Source organism: Bacillus cereus group sp. MYBK216-1 (genome assembly GCF_051916495.1).
GTDB lineage: Bacteria > Bacillota > Bacilli > Bacillales > Bacillaceae_G > Bacillus_A > Bacillus_A thuringiensis_K.
Genome location: NZ_JBQAGT010000001.1, coordinates 107,793 through 123,993 on the forward strand (window position 1 = coordinate 107,793; position 16,201 = coordinate 123,993).

A 16,201-nucleotide genomic window follows, 5' to 3' on the forward strand; every position below is an offset into this window, starting at 1 on the left:
GATGCTAGAAATCGCTTTTCACATGGCTTTTAAAACGGATCAACTTCAGCTAAATCAGGATTGCTATTTGGGTTCGTTAATAAGACTTTCAGCTCACCTACTTCAGAGAGAGCGACGAGGATATAACCACTAATAAGGACGACGAGTCTGATGACTCTTAATGTTTGCAGTGTAATGTCACGGCTATTGTTTTCGGAGTTGTCTTGGGGCGTTGAAGGTGGATTGTTGTTCATAGTTAGGGTCCCATCTCTTGTATTTATATATGTGTAAAATCATTATTTAACTTATGGATAGGAATCGTATAGTCATTTTCACTATATGAGAAATGCCTATGAAAAGTGATTAGAAATTTGGGGACAAAGAAGGGATGGAATCCACAGATCATTAAAAACGATATTCTTTTTTATGTTTCATACAAATAAAAAGGTTAACCAAAGTAGCTAAACAGCTATTTTGGTTAACCTATAATAACTATCCTAATATACGCAATGATTCTTCAATAAACGCCGGTATATCTTCTGGTTGTCTACTTGTGACTAGCTGGTTTTGGCATACGACAACCTCTGTGTCATGAAAGTTTCCGCCGGCGTTTTTTAAATCGACTTCAATAGATTTATATCCAGTGACATCACGTCCTTCAAGTGTTTGTGCAGTGATGAGTAGCTGAGGTCCGTGACAAATAGCGAAAACAGGTTTTTTTGCATCCATAAATGCTTTACTAAAGCGAACGAAACGCTCATCTGCACGAAGTATATCTGGAGAAAATCCGCCGGGTATGAAGAGTGCATCAAAGTTTTCTGGAGAAACACCATCAATATTTTTATCAATTACGACTTCGCTTTTTTCTTGTTTACCGTGTACCGTTTTACCTTTTTCCATTTCAATAGTTGTTAATTCATATCCCTTCTGTTTAAAAGCTTCTACTGGCTCTGTGTATTCTGTGTCCTCGAAATAATCCGTTATTAAAATAGCAATTTTTTTACTCATTCTAATCCGCTCCTTACATTATATTATCGGTTCCAGAATCGTCCTTGGGCAATGCTTTCTATAAATGACTCAATTGAAGTGTTTGTTAAGTTGTAAACTCCTGCTCCATCCAGTTTCACCTTACTATGGTCTAAAGCATGAGGGTCACTAAGGACATGAGCTATCGGTTTAAAATGTTTAAAAGTAGTTTCTGCAAATTCTAAAACAGGGGGTTGAATGACAGATTTACTACTAAACACTAATACTGCATCAAAAAGTGAGGAGTCTGCTGTTGTATAAGTATCCGTTACTTTAATGGAATTATTGAAATGATAAATTTTATTATCTATGATGCTATAGTTAATTCGATGCTGTGCAAAAGCTTGAATCCATTCGGACAGAAGAGAGATGCTTGGGTCACCATTTAATAGAATTGCAACATTTTTGGAATCAGCTTTAAAAATAGTATTGGACATGCTGAGTGCAGGTGATTTTGCATCTGAATTTACTTCGTGATTTTCCTTAGGTAAAGGAGCTCCAATAATGTTAGCGACTTCTTGTGCTAATTGACGATCGACGTGGTTTAAAAGAGCAATTACATTTGCCTTCACCATGTCTGATTTGCACTTCCCAACTTCAAAGCAAAAAGCTTCTTTTATATGTTGCTTTTCAATAGGGCTCATACTATTATAGAAAAGTTTAGCCTGAGAATAAAAGTTAAGGAAGCTTTTACTGCGCCCTCTAATTTTATGTCCATCAATCTTTTCTTGATAATGCTCATATCCTCCTTGTTCTGCTTGGACTGTTGCTGGTTGATTATTATTTAAGCCATTAGGATGATAGCTTGTTTGACCACGATGAATTTGCATTTGATGCATACCATCACGTTGATTATTATGAAAAGGACATACAGGCTGATTAATAGGGATTTGATGGAAATTAGGTCCTCCTAAACGAGATAATTGTGTATCTGTATAGGAGAATAATCTTCCTTGCAGAAGAGGGTCATTTGAAAAATCAATACCTGGTACGACATGACCAGGGTGGAAAGCTACCTGCTCCGTTTCCGCAAAGAAGTTATCAACATTTTTGTTCAATGTCATTTTACCAACTAGTTTTACAGGAACTTCTTCTTCCGGCCATAATTTCGTTGGATCTAAAATATCAAAATCAAATGCATGCTCATCTTCTTCTGGAATTAACTGTAATCCAAGCTCCCATTCCGGATAATCGCCTTTTTCAATTGCTTCGTATAAATCTTGACGATGGAAATCAGGATTTTTCCCAGCAATCTTTTGAGCTTCATCCCATACTAATGAATGAACCCCAAGGGCAGGTTTCCAGTGAAACTTTACGAAATGGGCTTTTCCTTCTGCGTTAATGAGTCGAAATGTGTGAACTCCAAAACCTTCCATCATTCGTAAACTACGCGGAATAGCACGGTCGCTCATTTGCCACATGACCATATGCGTGGACTCAGGGTTATGTGCAACAAAATCCCAAAAGGTATCATGAGCGCTAGCTCCTTGAGGAATATCATTATGTGGTTCTGGTTTAACTGCATGGACAAAATCAGGGAATTTAATAGCATCTTGGATAAAGAATACTGGCATATTATTGCCTACTAAATCATAGTTTCCTTCATCTGTATAAAATTTTGTAGCGAATCCGCGTACATCTCTTACTGTGTCGTTGGATCCTTTAGAACCTTGAACGGTTGAGAAACGTACAAATACAGGTGTTTTCTTTGAAGGATTTGTAAGAAAATCAGCTCTCGTATATGCTTCTAAAGATTCATAAAGTTGAAAATAACCATGAGCGCCAACCCCGCGTGCATGAACAATCCTTTCGGGAATTCGTTCGTGATCAAAATGGGTCATTTTCTCGCGAAAGTGGAAATCCTCCATTAAGGTTGGGCCTCTTAAGCCCATCTTTAAAGAAAATTCATCTTCAGCTATTTTTACCCCTTGATTTGTTGTTAAAGCATGTTTGCATTGATTGTCGGTAACATGGTGTTTCAATTGTTCCGTTTTTTTATTCACAATATAGGCCCCTCCTTTACTCTGTTAATTTAATAGATACCCTTTTTATTAGGACGTAAACATGTATTATCGTTTTTGTATGTAAAATCATAAAATATCGGTTGTTCCGGTGATTCTTGTTTGAGGAAAAAAATAAAACGCCAAGGAGAAAATTCATTTTCTCCTTGGCGTTTAAGATAATTCTTTTCGTTAAAATGAGGAAACACGTTGCTTCGTTTTTGGTACAATAATAAATTTGATCCAGAGTAACCCGATAATCATAATGATAAGGCTATGTAAAATTTCTCCTGTAGCAAGGAGTATAACAATTGAAAATACAATGAGCTGAATGCTTAACAATATAAAGATTAAGTGAAGAAATTGATTCAGTCGTTTTTCAGTATCAATTGGATATAATGCTACAATAATATTTCCCGAAAAATATTTCCATAGGGAACGGAGCTGCATAGAAATCATATATAGGACGATGTAAGCGATAGCGCCCTTTACGTATATGTTTGGTATAAAATATAAGGCGAAGGCACCAATCAGCCCTAAGCGAATATATATACCGAAATAATCATTCCCGCGTAAAAATGCGAGTGTATGTAAATAGAAGAAAGTTGCTCGTTTTTTATGTAATAAAGGTTCAATCCAAGTTGTAAGCCATTTTCTTTTATTTACTTGCTTGTTTAGTTGCGGAACATCGGTGAAGATGCTAGCAAATTGATAGAAACGAACGTTCATTTTTTCTTCTTGCTCGATTATGTAATCCCACGGTATTCGTTTTGTAGGCTGTTTTTTCGTGTATAGAAGTAGGAAAGCAAGTAGTAAGAGTAATCCGCCTAATATGAGAACATTTGCTACATAAAACAGCATATAAATGACTAGGGCGTTACAAGCAATACGAATGATCAGCCATATATTTTTTTCGTGACTATCACGCCACATCCAATGTATGTATATGTTCCAAGCTTTCGTAACCATTAAAACGAGAAAGATTGTACAGAAGAAAGGTATCGTTAATTGTAATGATTGCAGTGCAAGCGGAACGAGAATAAGGAACGTAAATAATAATGGGAAAAGCTGAATGATGTAATTATATAGAAGAGATTTTTTGAAATAAGAAGTTAATTTCTCTTCTAGTGCTAGTAAATAGACAGCGTCAGGTTTCTGAATAAATGTACGAATAGGGCATCTCGTTATAATGAATGTAAGTACAATCGTGATGAGTAGTAAAGATATTCCTTTAGAAGGAGATGTTTTTAGAAACTGAGCATAGTAGTATGCGCCAACGCATGAAATAAAGATAAAGCTATATAGTAAACCGTTAATCATACGTGCAAAGTATGTAATGATATTTTGAATATGTTGTTGGAAACGGCTGTTCCATAGTGATTCGATTGACATGTTTTTCACCTCTTTGTTCTATTATATATGTTTTGTAAAAGAAAAAACGAGCAAATTGCGTTATGCAACTTGCCCGTCTTTCTTTTCGTTATTTTTTTTCTGATCACGATTCATTAATGGATAGAAGGCAAAGCCGATTACGAATAAACCAATTCCGAGAAGGAACGTTTTTATATCGGCTGCGCCTGTTTTAATAACCCATAGTGCGTAGCAAAGTGCGATAACTGCGACTATGCCATCTGTAATTCTTGCCCGCATTTCATTTTTATATGTTTCACCAGTTGCGACTAGTTTTAACTGGAAGATTGGTGAAACGAGATATGGAATGAGGTAGGCCAGTGTCGATACGGTAATAACGAATGTATAAGCTTCCGCAATGGTTCCTGATAATGTTGAGAATAGGAATACTTGCGACATAATGTTTGTTAATCGTAATGAGTAAATTGGACTTCCTTTTTTATTTGTTTTTGCGAAGAAGGAAGGGAAGAAACCTTCTTTTGCTGCTTGATAAGGGACTTCTGAGCTTAATAAAATCCAGCCTAAGATAGAACCGAACAGGGAAGTAAGAGCAAGTAATGCCATCAGTTTCCCGCCGCCATGACCCATTGCAGCATTTAATGCATCTGCTAATGGACGTTCAGAAGCTTGTAATGTATCAACGTGAAGTACACCCATTGTTAAAATTGTGATTCCTAAGTAAATTGCAACTGTAATAAGTAATCCCGCAACTGTTGCACGTTTTACCGTTTTTGGAGAAACAGCACGGTTTGATAAAAGAACGGCTGATTCAATTCCGATAAACGCCCAAAGCGTTGTAAGAGCAGCTAAATTTACTTGTGAAAGAAGACCGTGTGATGCACCTGATTTATCAATCATCGGTGTGTACCATTGTCCAAACTTAGAAGCTTCGAATGCAAATAACGTAACGACGATGAATAAAAGGAATCCAGTTACTTTCGTTGTTGTTGCTAAAAAGTTTAGCTTTCCAGCTCCGCTTACACCGTTTGTTAATATAATATGAGTTCCCCAAAGTAAGATGGAACAAATCGTAAATGTAATTAGTTTTCCGACTTCTACGTTAAACGAACCGATTGAAAATAGTAGTCGCGTATCTTTCATAATTGGGAAGAAGAGTGATAAATATCCCGCAAATGATGTAATGATGGCAACGTTACTTGCCCAGTTTGCAACCCAATATCCCCATACCATACTGAAACCAGCCATTTTTTTCTTTTTTGGTGTTGAGAATAAAGCATATGCATGACTTTGTGGCCCTGTCGTTAAATCAGGACGACGAATTGCTAAATTACCGAAAACAAGAGCTAGCATTAAAACACCAAACCCTGTAGTTAACCAAGCTAAAGTGACACCGAGTGGGCTTGCTGTTTGTGCCAACGTACTTGGCACCATGAAAATACCAGCGCCAACCATGTTACCGACAACGAAAGCTGTTAGTACCCAAAAGCCCCATTTTTTTTGTTGCATAGAAAATACCTCCAAAGTTAGTATAACCAAGTCAAGCGAGGAGATATGTATGTCTTCCTGAGTCAGGAAGAGAAGTCCCAAACAAAACAAAAAAAGCACATAATTTGCCGCTACATGCTTTCTATCTTATAAGAAACCCACGACATACCTCTCGATAGCTCTCCACAAACGAAACGTTTGTGACAGTTCTGCACTTATTAAATGCAGACCCAGCAAGCGTGCATGGTGGACACGACTTACTTCGGCAACCATTCCTTTCTCATTCCTTCATCAATGCCACTACATCTCCTGAAATGATACTCTTAATGATTGCAACCTCTACCTCACCGAGATACGAATGAGGATTTAAATATTAAATTAACGTCTTTAAGAGTAACAAATGAATTTTTATACGTCAATGGATATAGTAATAATCAGATTATAGAGAAGAGTTTGTGATTAAAAGTGAGTTAGGAGAAGATGTAACGATTATTAGTTCTGCAGAAGAAACAGCGATAGAGTTAAGTACCATTTTACAGCACAAAGGAATTTTGTCTGACAATCTGAATCCGAAGCATCGTTTTTTTACGACGGGATCTGTTTTATCATTTGAACATATTGCTGAGCAATGGCTAGGGTATCAAATTTCTGTAGAATGTGTACATTTGCCTATGCAAAATGCGTGTATGCATAATTAAGATTTAGTAAATTACGTTTTTAAATAAATAAGGTTCGTTTCATAAGAAGGAAAGACTAAGCTTTTAATTGAATTGATTAAGGTCATTTCAATTAAAGGGGAGATTGGATTATGGAATTATCAAGATCTCAATTATTTGCTTTAGAGTATATTTCAAAATATGCAGAGAACGAAAAACGAGAGGCTAAAGCAACGATTAATCATATACTTAAAATGTCTAATATTACAGATGAAATATTTGAAGAAGCTGTCGCTAATTTAAAATCTCATGCACGGATTGCTTTACACTTTCATCCAGACAGACTAGATTCGAGTATGAAAAGTGTTGCTGAAGCACTGTTTGAGCAAGGAATATATAAAAGTCAGTTTGAAACATTACTATCTAATGGAAGCGTATCTGCTTACCCTGGTGGTGAACGTGACTTTTGGGAAAAGAGAATATTTGGAGGGGCATATCAATTAGAAGGCGTAACGAATGATCAACGGCCAAAATACGGAGCGCTAAATTTAATGTTACATCCAGATGGGCCGGCTCCGCGTTTTGGTTCATGTTATTTTCTCTTATCTCCAAAAGTTTCTTCGCGCTCTACATATACATATTTAGATTCGCATCAAGATCCGAAAGAAAAGGGGACTTATGAGGAGTTTGATATGATTTTAGCTGCTCTTTTGGAAGAGACATTCGTAAGAGATTTTGCAATTGGTGAAGGGAATTTGACGCCAACAATATTAATTAATCATTTACTGGCTAATCTGAAAAGGCCGTTTATAGATTTAGTAAGCAAAGAGCCAGCCCGTAATCTTAATCATTATATCGAAGCGCAAATTCATGGAGAGATTTCTCTTAAAGAAGACGTAGAGGTGCTTGTTGCAGATCCTTCATTTAAGGGTACGGATGTAGGAAAAGTTTTAGAAGAAATTTGCCTGAAGTATGCGATTGATTTGTATTGGCACATCGGTTTTGTACTTATGGTAGACGAAGTTCCAATGGATTTTAGAGGTTCAAAAATGCCATCTTTAGCAAGACGCATTGCACGGAATCATTGTATCGATGCCAATATAATTGGCTCTGCTGTAGTGGATTTGAAACGCAATCCATTATCTTGGAGTGATCGTGGTACTTATGAAGAAGTGCTTCAGGAATTAAAATTATTATGGCATGTTTTAGTTCGATTTGGAAAACCAAATCGGAAGTAGAACGAAATACTCCGTTTTTCGGAAGTGTTTATATAGAAAAGAAGCTGATCTAAAAATAGATCAGCTTCTTTTTATAAGATTAAACTAAGTTTAATACAGTTACTTTTTCACGTGTCATAGACTCAAGGCTCTTACGAATACCTTGTGCGCCCATACCTGAACCTTTTACACCGATGAATGGGAAGTGGTCAGGGCCGCGCTCTGTGCGTCCGTTAATTTGAACAGAACCAGTTTCGATTTTGTTAGCAATTGCAAATGCTTTGTTAATGTCTTTTGTGAAGACACTTGCTTGCAGACCGAACTCTGATTTGTTAGCAATCTCAATTGCTTGCTCATCTGAAGAAACACGGATGATTGGAAGGATTGGGCCGAATGGCTCTTCCCAAGCAACTTTCATTTCTTCTGTTACGTGGTCGATTAATGTTGGGTAAATTAAGTTACGCTCACGTTTGTTACCGATAACGATTGTAGCACCTTTTTCAACAGCATCGTCAACTAAGCCTTGAACGAAGTCAGCAGACTTGTCGTCGATTAATGGAACGATTGTGCTGTCTTGTTCTGGAGATCCAACTGATAGTTCAGCTACTTGCGCTTTTAATAAGCTAACAAGCTCGTCCGCTACGTTTTCGTGTACAAGTACACGTTTAATAGCTGTACAACGTTGACCAGAGTAAGAGAATGCACCGCTTACGATATGGTTTGCAGCATCTTGTAAGTCAGCATCTTCACGAACGATACCAGGATCTTTACCACCAAGTTCTAATACAAGTGGAATCATTGAAGCTTTTTTCGCTAAATGTTTACCTGTGTTTGTACCACCTGTGAACGATACCATATTGATGCCTTCGTGTTCTACTAAGTAGTCACCAATTACAGAACCGCGTCCTGTAGCTACGTTTACAAGACCTTTTGGAAGGCCAGCTTTGTGAAGTGCTTCCACCATTTTAATACCACTAATTGCACCTTGAGTTGCTGGTTTGAAAATAACAGCGTTACCCATAATTAATGCTGGTGCAAGTTTTGCAGCAGATAAGTTTACTGGGTAGTTAAACGGTGCGATTGCTAATACAACACCAAGTGGTGCGCGTTGGATAATCGCAAGTTTAGATTTTGTACCGCCCGGGAAGCTATCGCCCATCATGCTTTCTCCGTGCATATGTAAAGCTTCTTCGATCGTGTAACGAATGAAGTCAGCTGTACGAACAACTTCTTTCTTCGCATCTTTATATCCTTTACCGACTTCTTTCATAATGATATCGGCAATTTCATCTTGCATATTTACGAGCTCATCAGCCCATTTATATAAATATTTTGCGCGATCTTGTAGAGAAGCTTCTGCCCATGATTTTTGAGCTTCTTTTGCAGATGCAATTGCTTCATCTACTTCTCCGCGAGTAATTGCTTGTACTTGTCCAATTACTTCGTGTAAGTATGGAGATGGAATTTCGATTGTTTCTCCTGAAGAGCTTTCTCTCCATTCTCCATTTAAATAAAATTTGTACGTATTGCTAGTTGTCATGATTAGTCCTCCTAAAATAGCAACTTGTAAGAGTGAGTATAAGGTGATTGTAGGGGGTTTGATAACATTTTTCAAATGAAATGTTTGTGAAAACGATTTCTTATTATTTTTTTATTTTGTATGCCCTTTCTTACAGAACATTCCCTTATTTCAAAATGATGTATCGTATATTTTCATTCGATCTGTAAAAAAAATAATTGACAGAATACTCAATAAAGTTGTAAGATTATAAATGGAAAATAAATGAAAGGGGTGTGCGTAATGATTGTAATCGTAAATGTAATGGGTTTAGCTCTGTTAAATGGCAGAAAACATTCATATCATTACGCAACCCGTGCGGATATATAAGGCATTCTCTGTCTTATAAAAAGCGTACGTTGCGTATATCGTAACGTACGCTTTTTATGCATTTTTGTGCATATCGTCAAGCGGCGGTATGCTTTTTTTTGTTTATTTTCCATATTCCTATATAAAACTTTGGAAGGTGGACAAATGTGATGAGATTGTATGGGTTACGAAATGTAAATGTAATGGGTTTGGATAGTGGATAAAGAAATGAGAAGTAAACGAGAACGAGAAGGGAGAGGTTACATTGTTATCAGTATTACTAAAGTTAAAATGGTTTTTTAAAGAGCACTGGAAGAGATATAGTATTGCCATTGGAGCTCTTTTAATTGTGAATATAGTTGAAGTGATTCCCCCGAAAGTGTTAGGGGTTACGATAGATAACATAAAAACAGGAACGTTATCAAACGAAGCTATTATACAGTCTATTCTTATTTTAATAGGGGTTACAATCGTTGGGTATGGTCTTACTTTCGTATGGCAACATCAATTGTTTGGAGGTGCATTCGTACTTGAGAAAACGATGCGCTCTAAATTTATGGGGCATTTACTTAAGATGACGCCGACTTTTTATCAAAAAAATCGTACTGGTGATTTAATGGCGAGAGCGACAAATGATTTGAAAGCAATCGCTATGACAGCTGGTTTTGGTATATTAACGCTCGTGGATTCGAGTTTATATATGCTTACGATTGTCTTTATGATGGGATTTACAATTAGTTGGGAGCTTACATTTGCGGCGCTTATCCCGCTTCCAATTATGGCGTATGCGATGAATATATATGGAAAGAAATTGCATGAAAGATTTACAGTTGCGCAAGATGCGTTTGGTGATATGAACGATAAAGTGCTTGAATCAATCGCTGGTGTGCGCGTTATTCGTGCATACGTACAAGAGAATGCAGACGAGGAAAGATTTCATCACTTAGGAGATGACGTCTACGAAAAAAATATGAAAGTAGCGAGAATTGACGCATTATTCCAACCAACTGTGAAAATGCTTGTTGGCCTTAGTTATTTAATCGGTTTAGTGTACGGCGCATATCTTGTATTTCAATCAAAGGTAACACTTGGTGAACTTGTTTCATTTAACGTGTATTTAGGGATGATGATTTGGCCGATGTTTGCAATTGGTGAATTAATTAATGTTATGCAAAGAGGAAATGCTTCATTAGGCCGTGTAAATGAAACATTAGCGTATGAACCAGATGTAAAGGATCCGAAACATCCAAAGCTTGTACAAGAGCCGGATTATATTCAGTTTGATGATGTTACCTTTTCATATCCTTCATCAACTGAAACAAATTTAAAAAAGGTTTCGTTTACATTAAAACAAGGGGAAACGCTTGGGGTTGTTGGAAAAACAGGAAGCGGGAAAACGACGCTTGTACGTCAGCTTCTTCGTCAATATCCGCTTGGAGATGGGGATATTGCAGTCTCTGATGTGACGCTAGATAAAATGACAAATGAAAATGTGCTCGGTTGGATTGGATATGTACCGCAGGAACATATTTTGTTCTCAAAAACAGCGAGGGAAAATATTTTATTCGGAAATAGGGAAGCGACGGAAGAAGAACTCGAGAAAGCGATTGAAATCGCGGCGTTTACAAAGGATTTAGAGTTTTTACCAGAAGGGTTAGAAACGCTCGTTGGAGAGAAGGGTGTTTCTTTATCAGGAGGGCAAAAACAAAGAATCTCGATTGCGCGAGCTGTTATTCAAAATCCAGAAATTTTAATTTTGGATGATTCTTTATCAGCTGTAGATGCTCGTACGGAAGCAGCGATCATTGAAAATATAAGAACGGAAAGAAGCGGAAAGACGACGATTATTACGACGCATCGTTTATCTGCCGTACAACATGCGGATTGGATTCTCGTTATGGATGAAGGCGCAGTTATAGAAGAAGGTACGCATGCTCAGCTTATCCAGAGCGGAGGCTGGTATGCTGAGCAGTTTGAAAGACAACAAGGAGAAAGTGAAAGTGCGGATAGTGGGGTGAAAATATGAGCGTTTCAAAACGATTATTTCAATACGCGATGAAAGTGAAAGGGACGATTTTTGCAGCGATGTTAATGTTATTTATTTTCGTCATCGCAGAGCTTGCCGGTCCTTTCGTCGCTAAAACGATGATTGACGATCATATCGTCGGGATAGAGAAACCTTGGTATGAAACAGAACAGAGTGAAGAAGCTGTTTCGTATAATGGCGCCTTTTATAAGCGAAGTGATCGCTTCCAGCAAGGCGAGACAAAAGGTAAAGAAGTACGTGTGATGCAAGTTGGTTTTCAATATTATTTTGTACCGAATAAAGTGAATATTGAAGGATCACGTACTGTAAAAGGGGGGATGATTACCGTTCAAAATGGTAAGGCGGTGCAAGTGTATAAAGCGAAAGCATTAACGAAAGAAGAAGTGTTTGCGTTTTATAAACCGGAAATAAACCGTCTATTATTGCTTGGTGGTGGCTATTTCGCTTTACTAGTAGTCGTATCATTATTTGCATACGGAAAGCAATTCTTCTTACAGAAGGCGGCGAATAAAATTATTCAAATTATGAGGGAAGATGTGTTTTCTCATATTCAAACGTTGCCGATTCGGTATTTTGATCATTTACCGGCGGGGAAAATTGTTTCGCGTGTGACGAATGATACAGAGGCCATTCGTGATTTATATGTAACGGTGCTGGCAACATTCGTTTCTAGTATCATTTATATTATTGGGATATTTGCTGCGCTATTTTTACTAGATGTGAAGCTCGCTTCATTATGTTTGTTAATTATCCCGATTTTAATTGTTTGGGCCATTTTATATAGAAAATATGCGTCTGTATACAATCATAAAATGCGTTCGCGTTTATCTGATATTAACGGAACAGTGAATGAATCCATTCAAGGGATGCCAATTATTCAAGCGTTCCGTCAAGAGCGTGAAACGAAAAAAGAGTTTGAAGAATTAAATGGCGATTATTTTAAGTATCAAAATAAAATTTTAAATTTAAATGCAGCAACTTCGCATAACTTAGTAGCCGTATTAAGAAATATCGCTTTCACAGGAGTAATTTGGTATTTCGGCGGTGCGTCATTAAGTGCTACAGGTATTATTTCACTTGGGGTACTGTATGCGTTCGTCGATTATTTAACACGATTATTCTCGCCAATTACGAATATGGTGAACCAGCTTGCAAACTTAGAGCAAGCGCGCGTTGCATCAGAACGTGTCTTTGAATTGTTAGAGGAAAAAGGAGAAGCGGTAGAAGAAGAACGTATGCCTCGTTTAAAAGGAAATGTAAAATTTGATAATGTATCATTTTCTTATAATGGAAAAGATGAAGTGTTAAAAAATATTTCTTTTGAAGCGAAACAAGGCGAGACAGTGGCACTTGTCGGTCATACTGGATCAGGAAAAAGTTCCATCATGAATGTACTCTTTCAATTTTATGAGTTTGAAAAAGGGAAACTTACGATTGATGGTCACGATGTAAAAGAAATGCCGAAACAAGCAACTCGTGAGCATATGGGAATCGTACTGCAAGACCCGTTTCTTTTCAGCGGAACGGTTGCTTCTAATGTAAGCTTAGAAAACGAAAAAATTTCAAAAGAGCGTATCATAAAAGCATTGCATGATGTCGGTGCTGAAAGATTTGCGAACAATATAAATGAAGAAATTACAGAAAAGGGAAGTACACTTTCAACCGGAGAACGTCAGCTTATATCGTTTGCTAGGGCGCTTGCTTTTGATCCCGCTATTTTAATTTTAGATGAAGCAACGTCTAGTATTGATACAGAAACAGAGGCGATGATTCAACAAGCATTGGAAGTTGTAAAAAAAGGAAGAACGACATTTATTATTGCTCATCGTCTTTCAACGATTAAAAGCGCAGATCAAATTATTGTGCTCGATAGAGGGACGATTTTAGAAAAAGGGTCTCATGATGAACTAATGAAAAAGCGCGGGCGTTATTACGATATGTATAAAACGCAAATGGAAGGTAATCAGAGTGCTTAATATGTACGGGGGAGAACTTGTGATTTTCACAAGTTCTTTTTTATTGATGAACATGTCGACTCTTTAGCAAATTACGACAGTTAAATAAGAAGTATTGTTTTACCTTTTTCTCCATAAATGCTATATTAAAAAATGTTACTTATTTTTTGTATGTAGCGTTATTTTTCCCTTTTGTTTGATTATGAAGAAAAAGGATAAACTAAATAAGAACATTTTCATTGAAAAATTGTTCAAGATTGCATACAATCAATATAGTTTTTAAATTCCTATCAGAATACTTGGAGGATTACTATCATGAAGAAATTATTTTCAGTGCTTGCAGTAACTACATTAGCGATCGGGATTGTAGCCGGCTGCGGTAAAGAAGAGAAAAAAGATACAGCTAGTCAAGACGCGTTACAAAAGATTAAACAAAGCGGTGAACTTGTAATTGGTACAGAAGGTACATATCCACCATTTACGTTCCACGATTCAAGCAATAAATTAACTGGATTTGACGTTGAATTAGCAGAAGAAGTTGCAAAACGTTTAGGTGTAAAACCTGTATTTAAAGAAACACAATGGGATAGCTTACTTGCTGGCCTTGATGCAAAACGTTTCGATATGGTTGCAAACGAAGTTGGTATTCGTGAAGATCGTCAAAAGAAATACGATTTCTCTAAGCCATACGTTTCATCTTCAGCGGCATTAGTTATTGCAAAAGATAAAGATAAGCCTGCTACATTTGCTGATGTAAAAGGATTAAAAGGAGCACAATCTTTAACGAGTAACTATGCAGATATCGCTAAGAAAAATGGTGCGGAAATTATTGGTGTAGAAGGATTTAGCCAAGCGGCAGAATTATTAGCTTCAGGACGCGTTGATTTTACAATTAATGATAAGTTATCAGTATTAAATTATTTAGAAACGAAAAAAGATGCAAAAATTAAAATTGTAGATACTGAAAAAGAAGCTTCAGAAAGTGGATTCTTATTCCGTAAAGGTAGCACTAAGCTTGTACAAGAAGTAGATAAAGCGTTAGAAGATATGAAAAAAGACGGTACGTATGACAAAATAACGAAAAAATGGTTCGGTGAAAATGTATCTAAGTAGTGCATTGGTTTCAGATCGATTGTCTACTTGGACAGATATTATGCAGTCTTCCTTCATGCCTATGCTGAAGGAAGCTGTTTTTACGACAATTCCATTAACGCTTATTACATTTATTATCGGGATTATACTGGCAACGTTAACAGCGCTCGCACGTATTTCTGGTAGTCGTATTTTACAATGGATTGCTCGTATCTATGTATCTATCATTCGCGGAACGCCACTTCTTGTACAGTTATTTATTATTTTCTATGGTCTTCCAACTCTTAATATTGAAGTTGAGCCATATACAGCAGCAGTTGTTGGATTTTCATTAAATGTCGGTGCATATGCATCTGAAATTATTCGTGCTTCTATCCTTTCCATCCCGAAAGGGCAGTGGGAAGCAGCTTACACAATTGGGATGACATATCCACAAGCATTAAAACGTGTTATTTTACCACAAGCAACGCGCGTATCAATCCCGCCGCTTTCGAATACATTTATTAGCTTAGTGAAGGATACTTCATTAGCATCGTTAATTTTAGTAACAGAAATGTTCCGAAAAGCGCAGGAAATTGCGGCGATGAACTACGAGTTTTTAATTGTTTATTTTGAGGCAGGTCTTATTTATTGGGTTATTTGTTTCTTATTATCAATCGTACAACAGATGTTAGAAAAGCGTTCAGAACGCTACACATTAAAATAATCCTTTTACAAAAGGAGTTTTTGTTTTTATGATTTCAATTCAGCACTTACAAAAAAGTTTCGGAGATAATACCGTACTAAAGCATATAGATTTAACAGTTGAGAAGGGCGAGGTTGTTGTTATTATCGGGCCATCTGGATCTGGTAAAACGACATTCTTACGTTGTCTCAACGTGTTAGAAACGCCGAACGCTGGTAGTATTCGCATCGGTAATAAAGAACTCGACTTCTCTGAAAAAGTAACGAAGAAAGATATTGTCAATCTTCGTACGCAAACAGGTATGGTATTCCAGCACCATAACTTATTCCCGCATTTAACAGCACTTCAAAATGTAATGGAAGGGCTCGTTACAGTGAAAAAGATGGGGAAAGAAGAAGCGAAGAAAAAAGCAAACTATTTCCTTGAAAAAGTTGGTCTTGCGGATAAAGTAGACTTATATCCGTTCCAATTATCAGGCGGACAGCAACAGCGCGTTGGAATTGCGCGCGCGCTTGCGATGGAGCCGGAAGTGTTACTATTTGATGAGCCGACGTCAGCACTTGATCCTGAACTCGTTCAAGAAGTTCTGAAAGTAATGAAGGAACTTGCTAAAGAAGGTATGACGATGGTAATTGTAACGCACGAAATGCGCTTTGCACATCAAATTGCGAACCGTGTTATCTTCATGGATGGCGGTGTCGTTGTGGAACAAGGTACACCAGAAGAAGTATTTACAAATCCAAAAGAAGAACGCACGAAAAAATTCTTACAAATGTTGCAGTAAATTAAGAAAGGTCTCAGGGTATATGCCCTGAGACCTT

At 37.2% G+C, this 16,201-nt stretch carries 12 protein-coding genes, 1 pseudogene and 1 riboswitch; of the genes and pseudogenes, 7 read left to right on the top strand and 6 right to left on the bottom strand.

Annotated elements, in window-relative coordinates; all coding sequences use genetic code 11:
- Positions 1-29 precede the first annotated feature (29 nt).
- The 5 genes from ACTFRH_RS00655 to ACTFRH_RS00675 all read right to left on the bottom strand — a co-directional run bounded on the left by ACTFRH_RS00655 (position 30) and on the right by ACTFRH_RS00675 (position 5,882).
- Positions 30-233 (bottom strand): hypothetical protein, encoded by a 204-nt coding sequence (locus ACTFRH_RS00655; protein WP_002163857.1) that lies wholly within the window; start codon positions 231-233, stop codon positions 30-32.
- Positions 234-471: 238 nt separating this feature from the next.
- Complete coding sequence (locus ACTFRH_RS00660) at positions 472-987, bottom strand: type 1 glutamine amidotransferase domain-containing protein (RefSeq protein WP_000037535.1); 516 nt, start codon at positions 985-987, stop codon at positions 472-474.
- 23 nt (positions 988-1,010) lie between these two features.
- Positions 1,011-3,008, bottom strand: coding sequence for a catalase (locus tag ACTFRH_RS00665; protein WP_001036532.1), 1,998 nt, complete (start codon positions 3,006-3,008; stop codon positions 1,011-1,013).
- A 189-nt stretch (positions 3,009-3,197) separates the two neighbouring features.
- The gene (locus ACTFRH_RS00670; RefSeq protein WP_000021351.1) at positions 3,198-4,397 is read right to left on the bottom strand and encodes an ABC transporter permease; all 1,200 of its coding nucleotides are present in this window, start codon (positions 4,395-4,397) and stop codon (positions 3,198-3,200) included.
- A gap of 60 nt (positions 4,398-4,457) precedes the next feature.
- Entirely contained in the window at positions 4,458-5,882 is a 1,425-nt protein-coding gene (locus tag ACTFRH_RS00675) for an amino acid permease (protein WP_001186306.1), read from the bottom strand.
- A gap of 147 nt (positions 5,883-6,029) precedes the next feature.
- Positions 6,030-6,211, bottom strand: a riboswitch (Lysine riboswitch).
- 99 nt (positions 6,212-6,310) lie between these two features.
- Here ACTFRH_RS00675 and ACTFRH_RS00680 point away from each other — a divergent pair.
- Both ACTFRH_RS00680 and ACTFRH_RS00685 read left to right on the top strand, forming a co-directional pair.
- Positions 6,311-6,559: pseudogene (locus ACTFRH_RS00680) on the top strand (glutamate racemase); the annotation flags it as partial.
- A gap of 110 nt (positions 6,560-6,669) precedes the next feature.
- Positions 6,670-7,755, top strand: coding sequence for a DUF3626 domain-containing protein (locus ACTFRH_RS00685; RefSeq protein WP_000423685.1), 1,086 nt, complete (start codon positions 6,670-6,672; stop codon positions 7,753-7,755).
- A 79-nt stretch (positions 7,756-7,834) separates the two neighbouring features.
- Here ACTFRH_RS00685 and gapN read toward each other — a convergent pair whose 3' ends face one another.
- Entirely contained in the window at positions 7,835-9,274 is a 1,440-nt protein-coding gene (gene gapN / locus ACTFRH_RS00690) for an NADP-dependent glyceraldehyde-3-phosphate dehydrogenase (protein WP_000213634.1), read from the bottom strand.
- Positions 9,275-9,866: 592 nt separating this feature from the next.
- Between gapN and ACTFRH_RS00695 the strand changes: the two genes are divergently transcribed.
- The 5 genes from ACTFRH_RS00695 (at position 9,867) to ACTFRH_RS00715 (ending at position 16,164) form a co-directional block, all read left to right on the top strand.
- Positions 9,867-11,627 carry an ABC transporter ATP-binding protein gene (locus tag ACTFRH_RS00695; RefSeq protein WP_000953767.1) on the top strand — a complete coding sequence of 587 codons (1,761 nt, stop codon included), beginning with the start codon at positions 9,867-9,869 and terminating at the stop codon, positions 11,625-11,627.
- Positions 11,624-13,624, top strand: a complete 2,001-nt coding sequence (locus tag ACTFRH_RS00700) for an ABC transporter ATP-binding protein (RefSeq protein ID WP_000116656.1) — start codon at positions 11,624-11,626, stop codon at positions 13,622-13,624. The genes ACTFRH_RS00695 and ACTFRH_RS00700 overlap by 4 nt, the downstream gene beginning before the upstream one ends.
- Before the next feature lie 294 nt (positions 13,625-13,918).
- Positions 13,919-14,716, top strand: a complete 798-nt coding sequence (locus ACTFRH_RS00705; RefSeq protein WP_000732844.1) for an amino acid ABC transporter substrate-binding protein — start codon at positions 13,919-13,921, stop codon at positions 14,714-14,716.
- A complete protein-coding gene (locus tag ACTFRH_RS00710) occupies positions 14,703-15,401 on the top strand; it encodes an amino acid ABC transporter permease (RefSeq protein ID WP_000281502.1) in 699 nt (232 codons plus the stop codon). Before ACTFRH_RS00705 ends, ACTFRH_RS00710 begins: the two co-directional genes overlap by 14 nt.
- Before the next feature lie 28 nt (positions 15,402-15,429).
- Positions 15,430-16,164 carry an amino acid ABC transporter ATP-binding protein gene (locus ACTFRH_RS00715; RefSeq protein WP_000623612.1) on the top strand — a complete coding sequence of 245 codons (735 nt, stop codon included), beginning with the start codon at positions 15,430-15,432 and terminating at the stop codon, positions 16,162-16,164.
- Positions 16,165-16,201: the final 37 nt, after the last annotated feature.

Excerpts from the sequence above, each read along its gene's own strand:
- ACTFRH_RS00655 (WP_002163857.1), bottom strand. The coding sequence starts at position 233 with ATGAACAACAATCCACCTTCAACGCCCCAAGACAACTCCGAAAACAAT.
- ACTFRH_RS00660 (WP_000037535.1), bottom strand. The coding sequence starts at position 987 with ATGAGTAAAAAAATTGCTATTTTAATAACGGATTATTTCGAGGACACA.
- ACTFRH_RS00670 (WP_000021351.1), bottom strand. The coding sequence starts at position 4,397 with ATGTCAATCGAATCACTATGGAACAGCCGTTTCCAACAACATATTCAA.
- ACTFRH_RS00675 (WP_001186306.1), bottom strand. The coding sequence starts at position 5,882 with ATGCAACAAAAAAAATGGGGCTTTTGGGTACTAACAGCTTTCGTTGTC.
- ACTFRH_RS00685 (WP_000423685.1), top strand. The coding sequence starts at position 6,670 with ATGGAATTATCAAGATCTCAATTATTTGCTTTAGAGTATATTTCAAAA.
- gapN (WP_000213634.1), bottom strand. The coding sequence starts at position 9,274 with ATGACAACTAGCAATACGTACAAATTTTATTTAAATGGAGAATGGAGA.
- ACTFRH_RS00700 (WP_000116656.1), top strand. The coding sequence starts at position 11,624 with ATGAGCGTTTCAAAACGATTATTTCAATACGCGATGAAAGTGAAAGGG.
- ACTFRH_RS00705 (WP_000732844.1), top strand. The coding sequence starts at position 13,919 with ATGAAGAAATTATTTTCAGTGCTTGCAGTAACTACATTAGCGATCGGG.
- ACTFRH_RS00710 (WP_000281502.1), top strand. The coding sequence starts at position 14,703 with ATGTATCTAAGTAGTGCATTGGTTTCAGATCGATTGTCTACTTGGACA.
- ACTFRH_RS00715 (WP_000623612.1), top strand. The coding sequence starts at position 15,430 with ATGATTTCAATTCAGCACTTACAAAAAAGTTTCGGAGATAATACCGTA.